Below are 18,886 nucleotides of genomic sequence, written 5' to 3'. Positions count from 1 at the left end.
TGCTTCTTTCAAATGTGAGCCGATCGAATTTAGCTCTTCGGGCAAAAGGCGGAGCTAAGAAACGCACGACTGAAAATGAATGCAGTCCGAAAGTACTCAGGGCTATTGAGCAAGCGAAAACGGCGGAAAGCAGACATTCGCTGCGTCCGCGAATTTGTCAGCTGACCAGCCAAACCAGACATAAGATTGAATGGAAATACCAAGTTGTGGCTAATCGGTTTCTCTGCAATTTATGCAACTCCTAGTTTGTTTTCCGTAAAATCGCCGACAGGATGCCCCCCTTCTGCAGAGTAGCTACTTCCTGATGTGTCTCCACAGCAGCACGACATTTAATTGGGCGTTTGGTTCCATCCGCAGCGTGCAGGATTACCTGTGTTTCCAGCAAAGGTGTCAGGGCCTCATTGGCGATGTTCACTTCAAGGCGGTCAGCGGCAGTTACGCCTGCATCCTTGGGGACAAAGTCATCAATGATCTGAAGCGGCAGAACCCCCATCCCAATCAGATTGGTGCGGTGAATCCGCTCAAACCCGTTCGCGATGATCGCGCGCGCGCCCAAAAGTGCAGCACCCTTCGCGGCCCAATCTCGGCTGGACCCCATGCCATAGCGTTCACCCGCAAGGATCACGATGGACTGCCCGCGTTCCGCAAGAATTTGAGAGGCCGCGTAAACAGGGTGTATAGACCCATCCTCCAGGACGGTCTGTGGCGGGGCCAAACCTTCGGCAAGATAGTTGGTGGCCAAACGGTTGGTATAGAGGCCGCGCACCATGACCTCCCAATTGCCGCGATAGGCGGCATAGACGTTTAGGTCTTTAGGATCGCCGTCGCGTTCAATCAGCCAATCGCCCGCTTCACTGTTTGGATCAATCCAACCTGCTGGGGAGATGTGGTCTGTGGTCATGTCATCCCCCAGCACCAGAAGCGGCGCGGCCTGATAGTGACCAAGGCGCGAGGTTTCATCCAAAGAGGCAAACTTCGGACGACGCAGATAGCGCGACCCAGCACTCCACGGGAATTGTGCGGCTTTAGGTGCTTCAATATCGTCCCACTGTTTGCTGCGCCACGCTTCTGAGAAGGCCTGCGGCACGTCGGTGGGTTCAAAGCCTTTGTTCAGCGCGGCATCAATCTCGGCCTCGTCGGGCCAGATATCTGTCAGATAGACGTCTTTACCATCCGCAGATTGACCGATCGGGTCGCTAAGAATGTCCCCTTGAATGCTGCCCTTCAGCGCATATGCCACGACCAAAGGGGGTGACGCGAGATAACCAAGATCAAGCTTCGGATGCACACGGCCCGGGAAGTTGCGGTTACCAGAAAGGATCGCCGGGATGGCCTTCTTTTCGCCGAGTGCATCTTCAATCACTTCGGGCAAAGGGCCCGGATTGCCAATACAAGTCGTGCAACCAAAGCCCACGATGGAAAACCCAACGGAATCCAAATCTCCCGTCAGCTCCGCCCGTTCCAGATATGCCCGTGCAGAAGGAGATCCCGGTGCCAGCGACGTCTTCACCCAATGCGGCGGACGCAGGCCGAAAGCCCGCGCCTTGCGCGCCAACAGACCAGCAGAGACTAACAGCCGTGGGTCAGACGTGTTCGTACAACTGGTGATCGCAGCAACCCCAATGGCGCCGTCTGGCACTTCGCCTGCATCTCGATCAAAACCCGCAGGGAAGTCTTTTAGCTTCCGACCAATCGCTTGTTCTATGCGGGCAAGTGCATCCTTTGGAGCACAGCAATCCTGCGGGCGGCGTGGGCCTGCAATATTGGTGCCAATACTATCCAGATCAATGACAATGCTGCGGTCAAATCGTGGACGCTCTGCCGGGTCAAACCAAAGCCCCATCGCCTTGAACACAGGTTCTATGCTGCCGGTCAGCGTATCAGGACGATCCGTGCGGCACAGATAGCTAATCACCTCTTCGTCCGCGGGGAAGAACCCGGTTGAGGCCCCATATTCTGGCGCCATGTTGGCAATCACAGAACGCGCATCTGCTGAAAGGTTCGACACCCCCGCCCCGTAAAATTCGACAAAGTTACCGGCCACGCCAATCTCGCGCAGCTTTTGGGTGACCACCAACGCCAAGTCGGTTGGTGTGACCCCGGCTTTCAACGCCCCGATCAGTTCCACCCCGACTACTTCAGGTACGGCCAGAGAAACGGCTTGGCCAAACATCACACTTTCTGCTTCCAGGCCGCCGATGCCCCAACCCAATACACCGATCCCATTGATCATTGGCGTGTGGCTGTCTGTGCCCAGCAACATATCAGGATGCGCAAATCGATCTTCGCCGATCACCAACAAAGTCGCCAGCTGTTCAAGGTTGATCGTGTGCATGATCCCGGTGCCCGGAGGATTCACCGTCACCCCATCCATGTTCACTGATGCCCATTTCATAAAAGCATAACGTTCGCGGTTCCGGGTGATTTCATTGCGACGGTTGATCACGCTTGCATCGCTTTGGGCATAGACGTCGACTGCCAAGGAGTGGTCGACAGACACCTCCACTGGCAAAGTCGGTGTAAGGCTGCTTGGATCACCACCCGCTTCCGCGACGGCGTCCCGTAGGCCCGCAATATCGGCCAGCGCCGGTGTGCAGGTCGTGTCATGCATCAAAATTCGGTTGGGTCGGAAAGATAGCTCTGCTTGCGACGGCTTCCGTAAGAGCCACCCATCCAACGCGACGCGCAGATCCTCAAGGCTTGCACCCGCCCGCACGTGGTTTTCCGCCAAAAGGCGCAGCACATGCGGCAGATGTGGGAGGCGATCTCCGAGAATTCCGGGTAGATCTACGCACTGGACAGATTGGCTTGGTGTTTGAACGGTTTGCCGAGGAAACATCAGGGCCTCCTAGTCAAGGATTTCAGAATAAGTGGCGCGGTAAACAATGCGCCAAGAACACGCGCGATGTGGTGAAAGCCGACGATCGCGACCTCTTGCCCGAAGGCGATGGCAATCATCGACATCTCAGCAAGCCCGCCGGGAGAATAGGCCAAGGCCAGCGTGATGGGATCAGCATTCAAGATGCCAGCGCCAACAATGGCGGAACCAAATGCGAAGCAGATTTGGACCATAACGATACAGGCCGCCGCCAGCATCACCTGCATCAAAAGCTTGGTGGAAACCCCAGCAAAGCGACCCCCTACGTTGATGCCGATGAAAATTTGCACCACGTTTGACAGCTGCGTCGGGACCACAAAGTTGGTAACGCCGGTGACATGAAGAACGCTACATACTAGCATGGGCACAAGCACAATACGGGCAGGAATGAATTTCAGCTTCTGAGACAACAGCCCCGCCGCAATACAGATCACGAACCAGAAGGCGTCGCCCCATTTCATATCGGGAAGGACCGGACCACCGCCTCGGACGATTTCGTTTTCAGTGATGAATCCAATCAAGATCGGAATAAGCAGGATCGCCAAAGCAATGCGTACCGCATGTACGATCGCAACCCGCCATTGCTCCCCGCCTGTGGTTTCACTCAATAGGATCATTTCGGCAATCCCACCGGGAACCGAACACAGTGCGGATTCAGATTTCCCGAATGAAAAAGAGCGGTGCAAAAGCTGGTAGTTTACGAAGCCGCCCAGCAACATCACAGCCGCCATAAAGACAAAAGACGGCCACAAATCCGTTAACGATTGCAGCACACCTAGGGTCACGGAAGCGCCCAACATCGTGCCGACTGACGCTCTTACAAAGGGCATGACCCGGCCCGGTTGATGTACCGGGATTTTGAAAAGCGACATGGCGACGACGCTCAGCATCGAGCCGATCAACCAGCCGAGAGGAATGCTAGTTAATGAGACCAGCCAACCTCCAGTCGCGGCAATTACAAGTGTCGCGGATGGCTCGATATTAACTTTTAGACGGCTCAAACGAGATTGGCCGGGCTGTAAAGAACCCCATCTGCGTCTGCATACACATAATGGCCAGATTCAAAACGAACTCCGCCGAATTTTACGTCGATCCCGGATTGTCCTGCATTTGTCTTTTCCGATCTTACAGGCGATGTGCCCAGTGCAAAAACGGCAATGTCCATTTCATTGACTTCGACGCTGTCGCGGATGGCCCCATTGATGATCAAACCGGCCCAACCGCTATCGATCGCCCAGCCAGCCATTTTGTCACCCAGGATGGCAGTGCGTGTTGAGCCGCCACCATCCACCACAAGAATACGCCCTTTGCCAGGAGACTGAAGCAGCTCACGCATTTTGGTGTTTTCTTCAAAGCACTTCACCGTCTCGATCATTCCACCGATGAATGCCTTTTGGCCAAATTTACGGAAGGGAAGATGCACAAACTCCAGCTGTGCCGCGTGATTATCAATTAGGTCTGCAGTTTTCATGGCGCCATCAAATCGTTCCAAACGTTGTTTTCAGGTCGGCAACCTCTTCTTCGCTCAAAAGTTTGGTCTCTTGCCCGCGTAGCGCCACCAAAAGCTTTGCGGTTTCTTCCAATTCCTCTGCAGCGCAAACGGCTGAAAATAGGTTCTTGCCGCTCACAACAGGGCCATGATTGCCAAGCAACACAGTGGCGTATTTTCCCTTTAGATTGCGGATCATTTCTCCGGACTTTGGGTCGCCGGGCTTTATGTATGGCACCAGTTTCACGGTGCCGACACGCATCACCACATAGGGTGTCAGCGGTGGTACGCAGTCGTCTGGATTGACATCGGAAAGGCATGACAATGCTGTTGCCCAGGTGGAATGAAGATGCACGACCGCGCCGGCCCCTGGGCGGGTTTCATAAAATGCCTGATGCAGGAACACTTCTTTGGTGGGCCGGTCACCTGCAACGTGATTGCCCTCTAGGTCGATCTTTGCAATGCGCTCTGGGACCAGATCGCCAAGCGTCACATTGGTTGGGGTCATCAGGATGCCGTCTTCAAGGCGTACCGAGACGTTGCCTGCTGTGCCCACTGAGAATCCACGATCAAATAGCGACTTACATAGTCGCGCCATATCCTCGCGCGCTTTGAGTTCTGCCGGGTTCATCAGTTGCCCCCCATGATTGAAAGAGCTTTGCTAAAGAAATCAGGCGCTCCGAAGTTCCCGGATTTCAATGCGAGTAAGACAGGATCACCGTTGCCCAGTTTGAGAATGGGCACCCCCGGGTCGATCTCTGGACCGATCTGCATCGCTGGGTTCCCTAGCTCGTCTGCAACTGCTTGAGCCACCGCGCCAGAGGTTTCCCCACCAGCCACAACGATCTTGCGATAGCCTCGCTGGATGAGCTTGCGTGCGGTATCAGCGAAGAGTGCGTCTAAAGTCGCGGCGACTTTCGCGCGACCAAACTTGTTTTGAATTTCTTTGACGGCTTCCGGTGTGCCGGAAGAATAGATGAGCGGCTGCTTGCCTTGATGCTCGACAATGAAGTCGACCAACGTGTCAGCAGTGATGTCGCCAGAGATAACTTTTGGCACGTCAATCGCGTAGGCAGGCTGGCTACTTTCATGCAAGTCCACTTGACCGCGTGTCGCACCGGAACATGACCCGGCCAGAATGGCGCCGGGACCACCCTGTACCTCCAATGTGGTCTCACCTCCGCGAGCCAACCGTTTTCGAATAAAGTTACGGGGCAGACCAAGCGCGATACCGGAACCACCGGTGATCAAAGACGCATCTTCCAGCGCTTCGCCAATAGTTAAAAGGTCATTGTCAGATGTCGCATCAACGACTGTGAACATATTGCCGGCCTTGGCATCCGCGGCCAAAGCCGCAGAAATGCTGGTAGGCCCATCGGTTACAACCGGCTGCGCCACATGTCCCACGCCCCATTCCGTTTGCAGAGCCAAAAATCGGCGGATGTCTGGGTCGGTCATCGGTGTTAACGGGTGATTTTGCATGCCACTTTCGTTTAACAGCTTGTCGAAAACAAAAAGATGCCCCTGGTAGACGGTGCGGCCAACCGTTGGAAATGCTGGGCAAACTACAACTCCGCGCGCATTCATCGCCAAAGCGAGTGCCTGACCAACAGGCCCGATATTACCTTCGGATGTTGAGTCAAAGGTCGAACAGTATTTAAATATGATCTGACGACACCCTTGCTCCAGCAACCATTCCAGAGCGGCTAGGCTTTCCGCTACGGCCTCATCAATAGGCGCTGTGCGGGTTTTCAGAGAAATCACACCCGCTTCTACATTTTCGGGAGCCGGCTCGGATGGGACACCCGGGAACTGCGCCGTGGCCAGTCCACCCTCAGGTGCAACACCCTTAGCTAGGGTGTTTGCAATATCGCTTGCGCCTGTGAAATCGTCGGCAATAACACCTATCAGCATTTGATAGCTTCCTTATTCTGACTTTCCGCTCAATGCGGCTTGTAGTTTGTGGATCGCAGCTTCTGGGCTTGTGAGCACCGGTACATCCGTTACCGTTCGTACTTCATTCGCTGCCCGCGCCATGGAGAAATGAGCCAGCAAAATCGCGTCAGCTTTGCCGATGGTTCTTGCCGCTTCAGCAATCAGACGATCATGGGTTCGCCCATCTCCAGCTTTCAATGCGTCAAGTGCGCCTTCAGCAAAAACTGAGCGAATCTTAGCGGAGGACTTGCGGCTGGTAGCCTCTTCTGCAAACTCGTCTTCCATGCCTTTAACAGCCGGTTCGAAAGTATAGATCATTGCGATGTCGTCACCTTTCGCAAAGGCGGCTTCAAACATCGCCTCGTTTGGTTTCAACACCGGAATGCTCGATGTTGCTGCGGCTTTTTCGATACCGCGACCAAAAGCCGAACAAGTGTAGAGAATTCCATCTGGTTTCATGTCTTCCACGTAACGTGCGAGTCGCACAATACGGGCATTCAATTCATCAAGTGTTGCGGCTCCGCTGGCGCGGTCAGCGGACAGTCCTTCTTCCAAAATTGTGATGGTGTCCGCGTCGGGCCAAAGTTCCTTAGCGGCCGTCTCGATAGGTTCAACAGCTACTCTCGTCGCATGAATCAAAGCAATTCGCGGTTTTGACGACATCGGAATTCTTTCAAGAAAGGGCGGGTGACGCCGACCGACCAGCGCCACCCTGAGTGGTCGGCAAGAGGGAACCGACCAAGGGAGATATCAAGCGGCTGCGACCGCTTCAGCTACAAAGGTGCCGAAGTCATCACAGTTCACAGAGCCGCCAAGGTCACGGGTGCGCTTTGCTGGATCGTCAATCACCGCATCAACGGCTGCTGTAATTGCGTTACCTGCATCTTGCAGCTTTTGAATGCCACGCTGCTCACCGAGCCATGTCAACATCATTGCCGCAGACAGGATCAGAGAAGTTGGGTTTGCAACGTTCTGACCCTGGATGTCAGGGGCGGAGCCATGTTGAGCTTGTGCGCAGCACAGGCCGGTTTCTGCGTTCGCGTTGATGGAGCCCGCAAGACCCAGAGAACCAGACAGTTCAGACGCGAGATCAGAAAGGATGTCGCCGTAGAAGTTTGTTGCAACAACAACGTCATATGCCTCTGGCTTGCGCACCAGCAGAGCAGCAAACGCGTCAACGATGAACTCTTCGCATTCTACTTCTGGGTAGTCTTTTGCAACTTCACGGAAGCATTCCAGGAACAGACCATCGGTCATCAGGAAGGAGTTTGCTTTGTGGATCGCTGCGATTTTCTTCTTACGCTGCATCGCCAGTTTGAAGCCTTCGCGGCAGATGCGCATGCAGCTGTTACGAGTGATTTTGCGAACGGACAGCGCCATGTCGGAGTCTGGCATCATTTCGCCAACACCCTTGTACATGTTGCGGTCTGGGTAGAAGCCTTCAGTCGCTTCACGCATGATCACCAGATCCATGTCAGGCGCTTTATTTGGGATAAAGTCGCGTGTGCGCGCAGGACGAACGTTTGCGTAGAGGTCAAGACCGATACGGAAGCCAGCGGAGACGTTACGACCGCCTTCGACCAGTGGTGGGTAGTCCATGTGGGACTGTGTGCCCAGGATCACGCCGTCAAATTCTGTACGTGCGCGGTCCAGAACCTCTTCCCGCAGGGTAATGCCGTGCTTTTCGAGACTTTTGAAGCCGGACTCTTCTTCGTGGAAAGTCAGGCCTAGATCATATTTCTTGTTGGCAGCTTCAACAACTTTCAGCGTTTCAGCCATAATCTCTGGGCCAATGCCGTCACACGGCAGGGTCATAATACGCATTTGTATCTCCTAAGTTTGTCACGCAAGTGACAGGTCTTTGAACGGTCCGGCCCACAAGCGCAGGCCGGGATTATTGGGACGAGATCAGTCGCCGACGAATTCTTCGTTGTCGTGCATGGATTCCATGCGCTTCTTCATGCGACGGCCCATCAGCATCGGCAGCACGAAACCAGCAATTGCGATCAGCCAGAGAACGATGGCCAGTGGGCTGCCCACGAGGATGAACCAATCACCATCGGAGATTGTCATCGCGCGGCGCAGGTTCACTTCCATTTGGTTACCCAGCAGAATGCCGAGGATCACAGGAACCAGCGAAACATCGAGCTTACGCAGAACCCAACCAGCGATGCCAAAGCCAACCATCAGCATCACATCGAAGGATGAACCGGTGATGCTGTAGATGCCGACGAAGGAAATCATCGCAACGATTGGCATCAGGATCCGTGTCGGTACCATCAGAACGCGTGTGAAGATGCCAACCAGCGGGATGTTCATTGCCAGCAGGATGAAATTCGCAAGGAACAGCGCTGCAATCAGACCCCAAACAATGTCTGGGTTTTTGGTGAACAGCAGCGGGCCCGGCGTGATGTTCAGCTGCAGAAGAACCGCCAGAAGAACCGCCGTTGTACCGGAACCCGGAACACCCAACGCGAGCATTGGTACAAGCGCACCGCCAGATGCTGCGTTGTTACCCGCTTCAGGAGCAGCAACACCACGTGGATCACCTTTTCCGAAGGACTTGCCATCACGGTCAACCGCTTGTTTCTCAAGGGAGTACGCAAGGAAGGATCCAAGGGACGCACCCGCACCTGGAAGAACACCTGAGAAGAAGCCAAGACCTGTGCCGCGTGCCATGGAAGGGATACAGCGTTTGATCATGCCGAAGTCCGGCATAATGCGACCTACGGTTGCTGCTTTAGGGGCAACACCCTGTTTGCTACGATGATGCTCAAGGAAAATGAACACCTCGCTCAAGGCAAACAGGCCGACAATCGCAATCAGGAAGTCGATGCCATCGTAAAGGTGTACGTGATCAAAGGTGAATCGCTGAGAACCCGTTTGGCTGTCAGAACCGATCATGGCAATACCAAGACCCAGCGCCGCAGCAAATGCAGATTTCGCTTGGTTCGTCGAAGAGATTCCGCCAAGAGTTGCGAAGGCTACAGTGAAGAGCACGAAGTATTCAGCCGGTCCAAATAGCAACGCGATTTTCACCAGTTGTGGTGCCAGTAGAACCAGACCACAGGTTGCCACGAACGCTCCAACGAAGGATGCGACACCGGAAAGTGAAAGTGCCTCACCAGCCTTGCCTTGCTGTGCCATCGGGTAGCCATCAAGGCAGGTCATCATCGCGGGTTCGTCGCCTGGAATGTTCAGAAGGATCGAGGAGATCCGACCACCGTACATCGCGCCGTAGTAGACGCTGACGAGAAGGATCAAAGAACCAGTTGGGTCAAGGCCCAAAGAGAAAGCGATCGGGATAAGGATCGCAACGCCGTTTGCTGGCCCAAGTCCTGGAAGCGCGCCCATCAGGGTGCCCAAGAAACAGCCAATAATCGCGAGAAATAGGTTCGTCGGTGTTAACGCAACCCCGAAACCCTCTGCGAGAAGTGATAGAATTTCCATAGTTTCAGTCCTTTAGAAACCCAATGGACCTTCAGCCAGAGAAAGGCCGAGGATGAGGTGGAAAACAACGTAAATCCCGACAGAAGTCGCAACGCCTGAAACTATCGACCAAAGCGGCGCGGTGCCGAGGCGCCAAGTCAGGTAGGCCGTTGCAAAGATTGTGGAAATTACGAAGCCGAATTCTGGCAGAGCTAAGCAGTAGGCGAACATTACCGCCGCTGCGAAAACAATCTCTGCAAATGCGCGTGCTTGAGGCCATTCCGGCTCATCGTCGGGACGGACGATGAAATAGATGGAGCAAAGACCAACAATGGTGCCAACGATGTACGGGAAGGCGCGCGGCCCGACCACATCAACCATGAAGCTGTCTTTGATTGTGGAAGCGGCCCAAATATAGAAGATGGCCAGCGCCAATCCAAAGCCGCCGAAAATGCGGTCACTCATTTTTGCCTCCAATAAAGAATAAGTGTGGGCTGATCCGAAATTCTCAGACCAGCCCGGAGTATCAGAAAGCTTGCGCTTACTTGATGATGCCGATCTCACGAGACAGCTTCTCTACGTCAGCAATGCTGCCCGCTACGAAGTTGTACATGTCGTCGCCAAAGTTGTTGAACGGAGCGATTGCGGCCGCTTCCAGTTCTGCTTGGAAACCCGGATCTTCGGTCAGAGTTTTGATCGCGTCGGACCAGAACTCTTTCGCTTCATCAGAAGAACCTGCCGGCATGTAGAGACCACGCCAGTTCGCACCCACGACGTCATAGCCCAGCTCTTTTGCTGTTGGGATATCAGGGTAGTTCTTCAGACGCTCAGGCGCCATGATACCAATAATACGGATGTCGCCGGATTCCAGGAAGCCCAGCATCTCTGAGAAGTCACCAGACAGTGCTTCGGTCGCACCAGACAGCAGACCTGTCATCGCTTCCCCGCCACCGTCAAAGGACACGTATTTCAGCTGGGTGACATCTTCCATACCGGCCTCACGTGCAACCAGCATCGGTTTTATGTGGTCGAAGGAACCAACGGACGAACCACCCGCGATACCAACAGAACGCGGATCTTTCAGGATGTCATCCATCATGTCTGCGAGTGTTTGATAAGGAGAGTCAGCGCGTACAGCAATTGCGCCGTATTCTGCACCAAAGGTTGCCAGGAAGTGGACGTCGTCTTGCGTTGCGTTTTCATAAATGCCCTGAGCGATACGAGCGCTGGTGGACATAGACGCCGCAACGATCAGGTTGTTGTCGTCGTCACGCTCTTTAGTGACGTGAGCGAAGGCAACACCACCGCCGCCACCGGACATATTGGTGACCTGCATTGAATCTTCGATGATGCCAAGGTCAAACAGATACTTCGCTGTTGTGCGGCAGATGAAATCCCAGCCACCACCAGGGTTCGATGGGGCGATACATTGTGGGCTGTCCGCTTTGAATTCAGCATTGGCGCCTGTAGCGCCCATCATCATGGCCGCGGAAACACCAGCGATTGCGATTTTTCTAAACAAAATGATTTTCCTCCCAGTTTTGCTAGACGATTCTTCGTCACGACAAATTTGCATATCGGGACACTAAAAGCCAATATTAAATTGCACATGAAAACGCAGAAAGCCAATTTTGAATGACTTGCAATTGAGAGATTTATAATAAAATCAGCGATATTTGTGATTATTTGATGTCGAAAAATAAAAATATTTGGAGGTTTTTGGATATTGCTACTGATATAACCAAAGTAACTTCTCGGTTGAGTTTTGGCTCTTATCTCGGCATAAAACCAATCTAGGCTTAAGCCAAATTGAAGACGAAAGCTGAGGTAAGAGACTTGCGAACCACCGATCTAAGCAACAAGATTGCCCTCCGCGTCGCTCAAGAAATACTGAGTGGGGCGCTAAAGGCAGGATCACACATCGGGACTCAGACGATTGCGAATAGCTATCAGGTTTCCCGTACGCCGGTGAGGGACGCTTTGATCGCTTTAGAGCAAGCAAAGGTTTTGGAACGAATTCCTAACCGTGGTTATTTTGTACCTGAGCAGATTGATCGCTCTCTGATCCAAGAATTCGCTGAGGATCAGAGCACAGACGCAAGTGTTTATCAACAATTTGCTGAGGATTGGTTGACAGATGTTCTGCCTGAAATCGTCACAGAACAAAGTTTGCGCCAGAAATACAGCCTAACCAAATCAGGTACGCAGGAACTCCTAAGCCGCGCGACACGCGAAGGCTGGGCTGAACCCAAGGATGGCTATGGCTGGAAACTTCTACCGGTTGCTAAGACTGCCGAAGCTTTCGACGAGATTTATCAATTTCGCATGGCCATCGAGCCAGCGGCAATGCTGGAACCTAGCTTCGAAGTTGACCGCAAAGTACTCGACGAGTTGAAGCGAACTCAGGCAGGAATGTTGGAAAAGGATATTTCGGAAACTCCAGGTGAAGTTTTGTTGCGAAATGGATCGGATTTCCACGAAGAACTCATTCGGCTTTCCGGCAATCCGTTTTTTTTGATGGCGTTGCAGCGTGTGAACCGAATGCGCCGATTGATGGAATATCGAGCAGAGATCAACCGCGAACGCATTGTTGAACAATGCAGCGAACACCTCGAGATTATTAATCTTCTTGAATGCGGTGAAATTGTGGATGCATCTTACCTTATGCGGCGTCATCTGAGCGGAGCGTTGAAACGGAAGTCGCCCATTGCTTGGAATTGGTCTGCCACAAAGAATGATGGAAGTCACTTTGATAGGAAGAGCTAGTAATGCAAGTCGATCTTAAGACCCAAAAGTCATAATTTGCGGACGCAGCGAAAGCCAACGCGATGAACTCCAAAGTCTTTTGACAGCGCGAGCGCAGCGAATGATCGGTTAGGCGGGCTGCATTGCAACATTTAGACACGTGCAGAAATGTCAGCTGTGGGCCAGAGGCCGGCGACTGATCATGTGGTGCCTGTCAACTGAAACTTTTTCGCAATTGGATACAGAATGGCGGCACCGAGTTCTTTGCTGTGACGTATACCCCAACCTTCTGGATCATTCACTCTCGCTGCATTCTCTTTGAACGGCATTTCGATAGTCATCGACAAGCACCTGAACCTGTGTCCGATTTGATTGCAAGCGATTGACAAATCGGCACCCCCAGGCGGATCGGAAGGGTATCCATTTCTGGTCAAAAAATCAGCGTTCGCGCTCTGAAAATCTTGTCTAAAGTTTTGATCATTCTTGGCCATTCGCTCGCAAAAATCGGGAATGCCTTCACAACCTGCAGCGAACACAAACCGGAACTCTTCGTCCCCATGAATATCAAGAAACAGATCGACGCCTCGCTCTTTCATCAGGTGCATGACGCCCGCAACTTCTGGGCTGACCTGCTCATCCGGAGCTGCCCAAGCCCGGTTTAAGTCCACGCCAGCAGCGTTGGTGCGCAGATTACCAGCAATACTTCCATCAGGGTTCATATTTGGAACGAGAAAGAAGCGAAGTGTCTTGCGAAGTTTTGTTGTCAAAGGGTCCGGCGAAGACAGGAGACGCTCTATTAAGCCTTCCATGAACCATTCAGCCATTGGTTCACCAGGGTGTTGTCGTGCGATGACCCAAACAGCAGGTGACTTTTCAGGTGCGTCTCCTATCTGCAGGACCTCGACTGGCCGGCCTTGGACAGATTGAACAACGGCGGCGAGACGACAGGTGTCCGTGGCCAGTGCGTTGCTGATCAGGCCTTGGTGGCGGTCGTAAGAATAAGGCGGACTAAGCGCAACGTAGAGAACTTCAAACGGGCATTTGTAGGAGAATGTCAAACACCCGTCCGCATAGGTTGTCGGCACTCGGAACCAGTCCACTTGATTGCGTGACATAACAACCGAACCATCTGTCCAGGCTTCGGGATATGAGGCTTCTCCGGCATTCAGAATTGAAAACTTGCAATGTTGTCCGCCAGCACCCAATACGCGAAAATAGAACCACTGAGCATGAGATGACGCAGAGTCTGGACGGATACGAAGTTCAATTTCTCCGTTTTCCCTGCAATCTGCGAGGTCGATATTCCCACCATCAAAATTTGCATCAACGAACAATTTTGCCTCCGTCAGATAAAGAACTGCTGTTCTAGATGAATCAGGATCTAAACCTTCGGATCCGATGTGTCGGCACACGCTAAGAAATTTTCACACGCTGAAACAGACAATTTGGGTGATCCAAACATCATCAGCAGAAATACATCTGCTTAGGCCTTTCTTTGCATCTTAAGGTGTTTCCAAATGTGATCTGCAACGTCATTGGGTGTCTTAGATCTCAACCGGACAGCGTGAATTTGCGAGACAACTTGGTATCGGTCGGGTGCGACAGGCACGAGTTTTCCGGTTCGCACCCAGCGATCAGCGTAATGTTTTGGAATGAGCCCCACGTGGGTACCGGCAAGCGTCAAATAAGTTGTTGATTCAATGTTTCCCTGAGAGACTTCCGCATTTTCTTCGAGCAGATGGATTTCAAGACTCTCATCAATCGGGTTATTCAAAAAGCTATGAGCAGATATTTTGCTGCTTTTTAGATGCGCCTCTTGGGTGTCGGCGTCTGTTGTCTGGCCGCATGGATGTTGCGGAGAGCAAAACAACCCGCTTGTCTCATCATAAAGGTGAAGGGTTTCCAAATCTTCGGGTACTTGCGCTTCCCAAGTGGTACCCACCACCACGATATCCAGCCGTCCTGCACGAAGCTCTGTCAAGTTATCAAGGTAATCATATACCCCGATGCGGATACGCAGTTGGTCAAAGGCTGCATTGATTGCTTCTATTCCACGGCTCACCGGGTTGGCGTCGTCTGTTACCAAACAATCAACCACACCAATCCGGAGAAGCTGCTTCGCTCTTCCACCGATTTCATTCAGCTTTGAAGCGTAGGAGTCGAGATGACTCAGGAGCTTATTGGTCTCCTCCAAAACTTCATTGCCAGCAGCCGTCAGGGAAAACCCTTGTCGCCCGCGATTACAAAGTCGCACGTTCAGCCGTTGTTCGAGATTGGCTATGTGCGCGCTGATCGCTGGCTGGCTGATTCCCAGCTGTCCTTGTGCTTTTACAAATCCACCGGTTTCAGCGACGGCTTTAAAAACACGTAGCAAACGCAAATCGATGTCGGATAGACGCATCGTGTCTCCAGTTAGAACTGTTTGAAACTTAAGCCGAATTCGGCAAGCATGTAGTGTGGATTATGCATACATCACCTGATTGATATGGTTTCTAATTATGCATGCATCATAGGTTTGTTGAAACGCTAAATCTGATCAACGGCAAGCTAGCGCTTTTGCTTGCCAGCAAAACACAGGGAGTTCAAATCATGAATTCAGTCAAAACACTTGCTATCGCGGCGGGGTTGGCAACAGCAATGGTTTCTAACTCTTCTGCGGAGGAAATCACCGTCAGTGCATGGGGCGGATTTTTTGAAGAAACACTGAAATCCGCGATTTATCCTGGATTTACAGAGGAAACCGGAATTGAAGTGCGCTCCATTGCGCAGCCAGCTGACCAAGCATGGCTGACACAGCTGACAAATGCGGCGCGCGCCAAAAAGGCGCCTGCGGATCTGTCGCTGGTGGCCGATGAGGTTTTCATCCGTGGTCAATCAATCGGTCTTTGGGCCAATCTTGATGCCGCAGATATCCCCAACACGGCAACGCTGCTGGATGGGTTCACCAAAGAAAGTGAAGATGGCGCCCTGAATGCCGTCGGAGCGCTGACTTGGTTTACGACTTTTGTCACAAATACCGACGCAGCCCCAGATGCGCCCACTTCGTGGGCTGATCTATGGACACGTGATTGGGATGGAAAGCTTGGACTGACCTCAAACTCCAACAGCGGTCTGATTGAAGCCACAGCTCTGACCTTCTTTGACGGGTATGACACCATGGAAACCCGCGAGGGTCTGGAGCAGATCATCGCGAAAATCGCAGAGCTAAAGCCTCAGGTGCAGCTCTGGTATCGTGATGAAGGTCAATTCCAGCAAAGTCTTGAAGCGGGAGAGCTTGCAGGTGGCCTGTACTACCATGACGTAACCATGCTTTCCGCAGCGGACGGGCGCCCGGTGACATCTACTTTCCCGCAAGAGGGTGGCATTCTTGGAGACGCCTATTGGATTGTACCTCGTGACTCCAAGAACATCGATGCGGCAGAGCAATTCATCAACTATATGATCCGTCCAGACATCCAGGCAAAACTGGCCCGCAATCTCGGCGTGGCCCCAGTTGCCAAGCGCGAGACAATGGATCTGACGGATGAAGAATTTGCAGCCATTAGCACCACTGGGAATGCCATTCGTACTCAAACAGCAATTCATCTGCGTGAAGGCGATTGGTTGTCTGACAAATATCTTGAGATGATTTCGCGTTAAGTCGGACCGACTTTGTGACTTAAGCTGCGCCGGTGTCGTAACCACCAAACCGATGTCGGCGCGGCAAATAGAAAGACATACCCATGGCCAATTTGTCCCTATCAAATATTCAGAAATCTTTTGGTACCTTCACTGCATTGCGTGATGTGAACCTCGAAATTGGCTCCGGCGAATTCATATGCCTTTTGGGTGGATCGGGATGCGGCAAGACAACCTTGTTGCGCATCATCGCGGGGCTCGAAGATAAGACCTCGGGCGATCTGCGATTGAACAACTCTGATCTCTCGGAAGTTGCCTGCCATAAACGAAATGTTGGCATGGTCTTCCAAAGTCTTGCCCTGTTTCCCCATCTGAATGTGGGCGACAACATTGCTTATGGACTGGAAGTGCGCGGCGTAGAGAAGTCTAAACGCAAAGCGAAAGCCACAGAGTTGCTCGATGTTGTCGGCCTTGCGGGACTGTACAAACGCAAAGTTTCCGCGCTCTCGGGTGGTCAAAGGCAACGCGTCGCAATCGCTCGAGCGCTGGCAATCGAGCCGAAGCTCTTCCTGATGGACGAACCGTTCAGTGCCCTTGATGCGGGCTTGCGAGAACATCTTCAGATCGAAGTCAAAAAACTGCAACGCAAGCTGGGCGTGACCACGATCTTCGTGACACACGACCAGCACGAGGCCATGTCGATTGCCGATCGGATCGTTATTTTGAACGAAGGGCGGATCGAACAGGCGGGTACACCCACTGAAGTTTATGCACATCCAAAAACCCGTTTCGTCGCGGATTTCATGGGCACAAACAACATCTTCAGCCCTGTCTTCACTCCCGGCGGCGATGCCTTGCTTGAAGAGGCAAACCTGGGACAGCCAAATGGTGAATTTTCTAAACTCGCGGGCAAACACACTGTGGCTGTTCGTCCTGAATACCTGCAACTAAGCGCGGCATCCGCTGACAGCACCGGATTGGTGGGCACAGTTGACTTTGTCCGCCTGCTTGGTGCTTCGATCGAAACGGAACTCAGCGTGGGCAACCGCAGCTTTATCCACACAATGGTGTCAGACCGCGCACCGAAATTTGCGGTTGGCGACCGGGTCGAAATAAACTTCGACTTTGATCATGCATGGGTGATCCCATCATGAAAGGTAAAGCGGTTCCCCATATGATTGGCCTGTTCCCATTGGGAATGATGAGCCTGTTCTTCCTTGCTCCACTCGCCTTTATGGTGGTCGTGAGCTTTTATGAACGCGACCCATTAGGTTTTTACAAAGTCGCCTTCGTTTGGGACAATTACAGCAAGTTCTTTTCCAGCTTTTACTACGTAATCTCTTTAAGATCGCTATGGTCAGCCTCGCTGGGAGCCGTGATTGTTGTCCTTCTGGCCTTTCCAGCCATGTACATCATCGTCGACATGTCCCGCCGCTGGCAATTGTTCTGGGTCATTCTTTTGCTTTCGCTCATGTGCCTGAGTGAGGTGATCATTGGCTTTGCCTGGCTCATATTGTTTTCTGAAAACTCTGGCATTCCAAAATTCTTGGGTTGGGCCGGCCTCTGGGAAGATCCACGGTCACTATCGCCAAGCTTCGGAGCCATGATGGTCGGGTACGTGACCCTTGGGTTCTCGCTCGTCGCCCTAATGTTTCTACCGCAGCTCGCCCGCCGGGACCGCAGTATTGAAGAAGCCGCTTTGACGTTGGGAACCCCGCCAATGAGGGTTTTCTCAAAGGTGATCCTGCCGAATTTCAAGGCGGGTCTGATCTCTGCGCTGGTCACAATGTTCGTCTATTTTCTCGGCGTTTTCGTCATGCCGACCATGCTGGGTCGTCCGCAGGATTGGAACATGACGGTGATCATCACCGACAAGGCCGTTGGCGACGCAAACATGCCACTTGGTGCGGCACTTTCGGTTGTAATGCTGATCTTTACTCTCATCATCATCGGATCGCTGGCCTATGCCTCGCGCACTAGGGAACAAGGAGAACGGTCATGATCCTAGTCCTAAAACGCCTGTTCATTTGCTCTATCGGCGCCGGGTTGATCCTACCGTTCTTGATTGTTGCTGGCGTATCGGTCAATTCAGCCAGCAACATCTCCTTCCCACCGCAAGAGCTGTCCATGCAATGGTACACACAGCTTCTAACCGAACCGGATTGGCTGCTACCCATCCGCAACTCGCTCATCATCGCGTTCTTTGCGGGTCTGATTGCCGTGACAATCGCATTGGCCGCGAATTACGTCCTCTGGCGTCTGAAATCCGGGTTTGGTAAATTGGTATTTGGTCTTGGGCTTGGCCCCTTCATGTTGCCGCCAATTATTATCGCGATGGGTGCCAGTGTCTTTTGGGCGGAAATGGGTTGGTACGGTCGCGCAGAAGCTACAGTAATATCCCACGGCGTCTTCTTTGTGACACTTCCTCTTGTCATCATCGCGCGCGGTTTTGCAGCACTTTCCGATGACGTCATAGAAGCCTCTCGCACTATGGGCGCAACGCCTTGGCAGACATTTATCAAGGTGATTTTCCCTCTGGTTTTGCCCTATGCCATCACAGGCTATGCTCTGGTCGCCATCATTTCGGTGAATGAATATCTCATCTCGTACATGGTTTCTGGTTTTGCCGTTGAAACACTTCCGATCCGCATCTTTAACAACGTACGTTACGGTTACACGCCCGTAGTGGCCTCAGCGGCCATGGGCTTTGCGCTTCTGACCATCGGAACCCTGCTTGTCTTGTCGATGTTCACCGATCTTCTGAAACTTCTTGGCGCCTCACGCGACTGACC

17 protein-coding genes are annotated in these 18,886 nt (G+C 52.7%); 5 read left to right on the top strand and 12 right to left on the bottom strand.

All coding sequences use genetic code 11. From position 1 onward, the window contains the following. Window positions 1–241: 241 nt before the first annotated feature. The 10 genes from acnA to M0D42_RS09345 form a co-directional block, all read right to left on the bottom strand. On the bottom strand, window positions 242–2,839 hold the full coding sequence (acnA, locus tag M0D42_RS09390) for an aconitate hydratase AcnA (RefSeq protein WP_265018351.1): 2,598 nt from the start codon (window positions 2,837–2,839) through the stop codon (window positions 242–244). After that, on the bottom strand, window positions 2,839–3,780 hold the full coding sequence (locus tag M0D42_RS09385) for an AbrB family transcriptional regulator (RefSeq protein WP_265021131.1): 942 nt from the start codon (window positions 3,778–3,780) through the stop codon (window positions 2,839–2,841). Before M0D42_RS09385 ends, acnA begins: the two co-directional genes overlap by 1 nt. A 95-nt stretch (window positions 3,781–3,875) precedes the next feature. After that, window positions 3,876–4,349, bottom strand: a complete 474-nt coding sequence (gene rraA, locus M0D42_RS09380; protein ID WP_265018350.1) for a ribonuclease E activity regulator RraA — start codon at window positions 4,347–4,349, stop codon at window positions 3,876–3,878. Between the two features lie 7 nt (window positions 4,350–4,356). Beyond that, entirely contained in the window at window positions 4,357–4,998 is a 642-nt protein-coding gene (gene otnC / locus M0D42_RS09375; protein WP_265018349.1) for a 3-oxo-tetronate 4-phosphate decarboxylase, read from the bottom strand. Beyond that, entirely contained in the window at window positions 4,998–6,281 is a 1,284-nt protein-coding gene (gene otnK, locus M0D42_RS09370; RefSeq protein WP_265018348.1) for a 3-oxo-tetronate kinase, read from the bottom strand. The genes otnC and otnK overlap by 1 nt, the downstream gene beginning before the upstream one ends. A 12-nt stretch (window positions 6,282–6,293) precedes the next feature. After that, window positions 6,294–6,965, bottom strand: coding sequence for an aspartate/glutamate racemase family protein (locus M0D42_RS09365; protein WP_265018347.1), 672 nt, complete (start codon window positions 6,963–6,965; stop codon window positions 6,294–6,296). Window positions 6,966–7,052: 87 nt separating this feature from the next. Further along, a complete protein-coding gene (locus M0D42_RS09360) occupies window positions 7,053–8,126 on the bottom strand; it encodes an isocitrate/isopropylmalate dehydrogenase family protein (protein WP_265018346.1) in 1,074 nt (357 codons plus the stop codon). Between the two features lie 84 nt (window positions 8,127–8,210). Then, entirely contained in the window at window positions 8,211–9,752 is a 1,542-nt protein-coding gene (locus M0D42_RS09355; protein ID WP_265018345.1) for a tripartite tricarboxylate transporter permease, read from the bottom strand. Window positions 9,753–9,764: 12 nt separating this feature from the next. After that, entirely contained in the window at window positions 9,765–10,196 is a 432-nt protein-coding gene (locus M0D42_RS09350; RefSeq protein ID WP_265018344.1) for a tripartite tricarboxylate transporter TctB family protein, read from the bottom strand. A gap of 76 nt (window positions 10,197–10,272) precedes the next feature. Continuing rightward, window positions 10,273–11,253 (bottom strand): Bug family tripartite tricarboxylate transporter substrate binding protein, encoded by a 981-nt coding sequence (locus M0D42_RS09345; protein WP_265018343.1) that lies wholly within the window; start codon window positions 11,251–11,253, stop codon window positions 10,273–10,275. A gap of 314 nt (window positions 11,254–11,567) precedes the next feature. Here M0D42_RS09345 and M0D42_RS09340 point away from each other — a divergent pair, with 314 nt between their 5' ends. Next, a complete protein-coding gene (locus M0D42_RS09340) occupies window positions 11,568–12,497 on the top strand; it encodes a GntR family transcriptional regulator (RefSeq protein WP_265018342.1) in 930 nt (309 codons plus the stop codon). 179 nt (window positions 12,498–12,676) lie between these two features. On the opposite strand, the gene M0D42_RS09335 is transcribed toward M0D42_RS09340, so the two are convergent. Both M0D42_RS09335 and M0D42_RS09330 read right to left on the bottom strand, forming a co-directional pair. Further along, window positions 12,677–13,888, bottom strand: coding sequence for a M14 family metallopeptidase (locus M0D42_RS09335; RefSeq protein WP_419195934.1), 1,212 nt, complete (start codon window positions 13,886–13,888; stop codon window positions 12,677–12,679). A 71-nt stretch (window positions 13,889–13,959) separates the two neighbouring features. Continuing rightward, window positions 13,960–14,877: a LysR family transcriptional regulator gene (locus M0D42_RS09330; protein ID WP_265018341.1), complete on the bottom strand. Its 918-nt coding sequence runs from the start codon at window positions 14,875–14,877 to the stop codon at window positions 13,960–13,962. Between the two features lie 188 nt (window positions 14,878–15,065). Between M0D42_RS09330 and M0D42_RS09325 the strand changes: the two genes are divergently transcribed. The 4 genes from M0D42_RS09325 (at window position 15,066) to M0D42_RS09310 (ending at window position 18,884) form a co-directional block, all read left to right on the top strand. Then, window positions 15,066–16,115 (top strand): ABC transporter substrate-binding protein, encoded by a 1,050-nt coding sequence (locus M0D42_RS09325; protein WP_265018340.1) that lies wholly within the window; start codon window positions 15,066–15,068, stop codon window positions 16,113–16,115. A gap of 83 nt (window positions 16,116–16,198) precedes the next feature. Continuing rightward, entirely contained in the window at window positions 16,199–17,248 is a 1,050-nt protein-coding gene (locus M0D42_RS09320; protein ID WP_265018339.1) for an ABC transporter ATP-binding protein, read from the top strand. Beyond that, window positions 17,230–18,096, top strand: a complete 867-nt coding sequence (locus tag M0D42_RS09315) for an ABC transporter permease (protein ID WP_265018338.1) — start codon at window positions 17,230–17,232, stop codon at window positions 18,094–18,096. Before M0D42_RS09320 ends, M0D42_RS09315 begins: the two co-directional genes overlap by 19 nt. Then, the gene (locus tag M0D42_RS09310; RefSeq protein ID WP_265018337.1) at window positions 18,093–18,884 is read left to right on the top strand and encodes an ABC transporter permease; all 792 of its coding nucleotides are present in this window, start codon (window positions 18,093–18,095) and stop codon (window positions 18,882–18,884) included. The genes M0D42_RS09315 and M0D42_RS09310 overlap by 4 nt, the downstream gene beginning before the upstream one ends. The last annotated feature ends 2 nt before the right edge of the window (window positions 18,885–18,886 follow it).

Origin of the sequence: Cognatishimia activa (genome assembly GCF_026016445.1) — a bacterium.
GTDB classification, from domain to species: Bacteria; Pseudomonadota; Alphaproteobacteria; order Rhodobacterales; family Rhodobacteraceae; genus Cognatishimia; species Cognatishimia activa_B.
The sequence above is the reverse complement of the archived record's forward strand: the minus strand, read 5'-3'. Positions and strand labels throughout refer to the sequence as shown.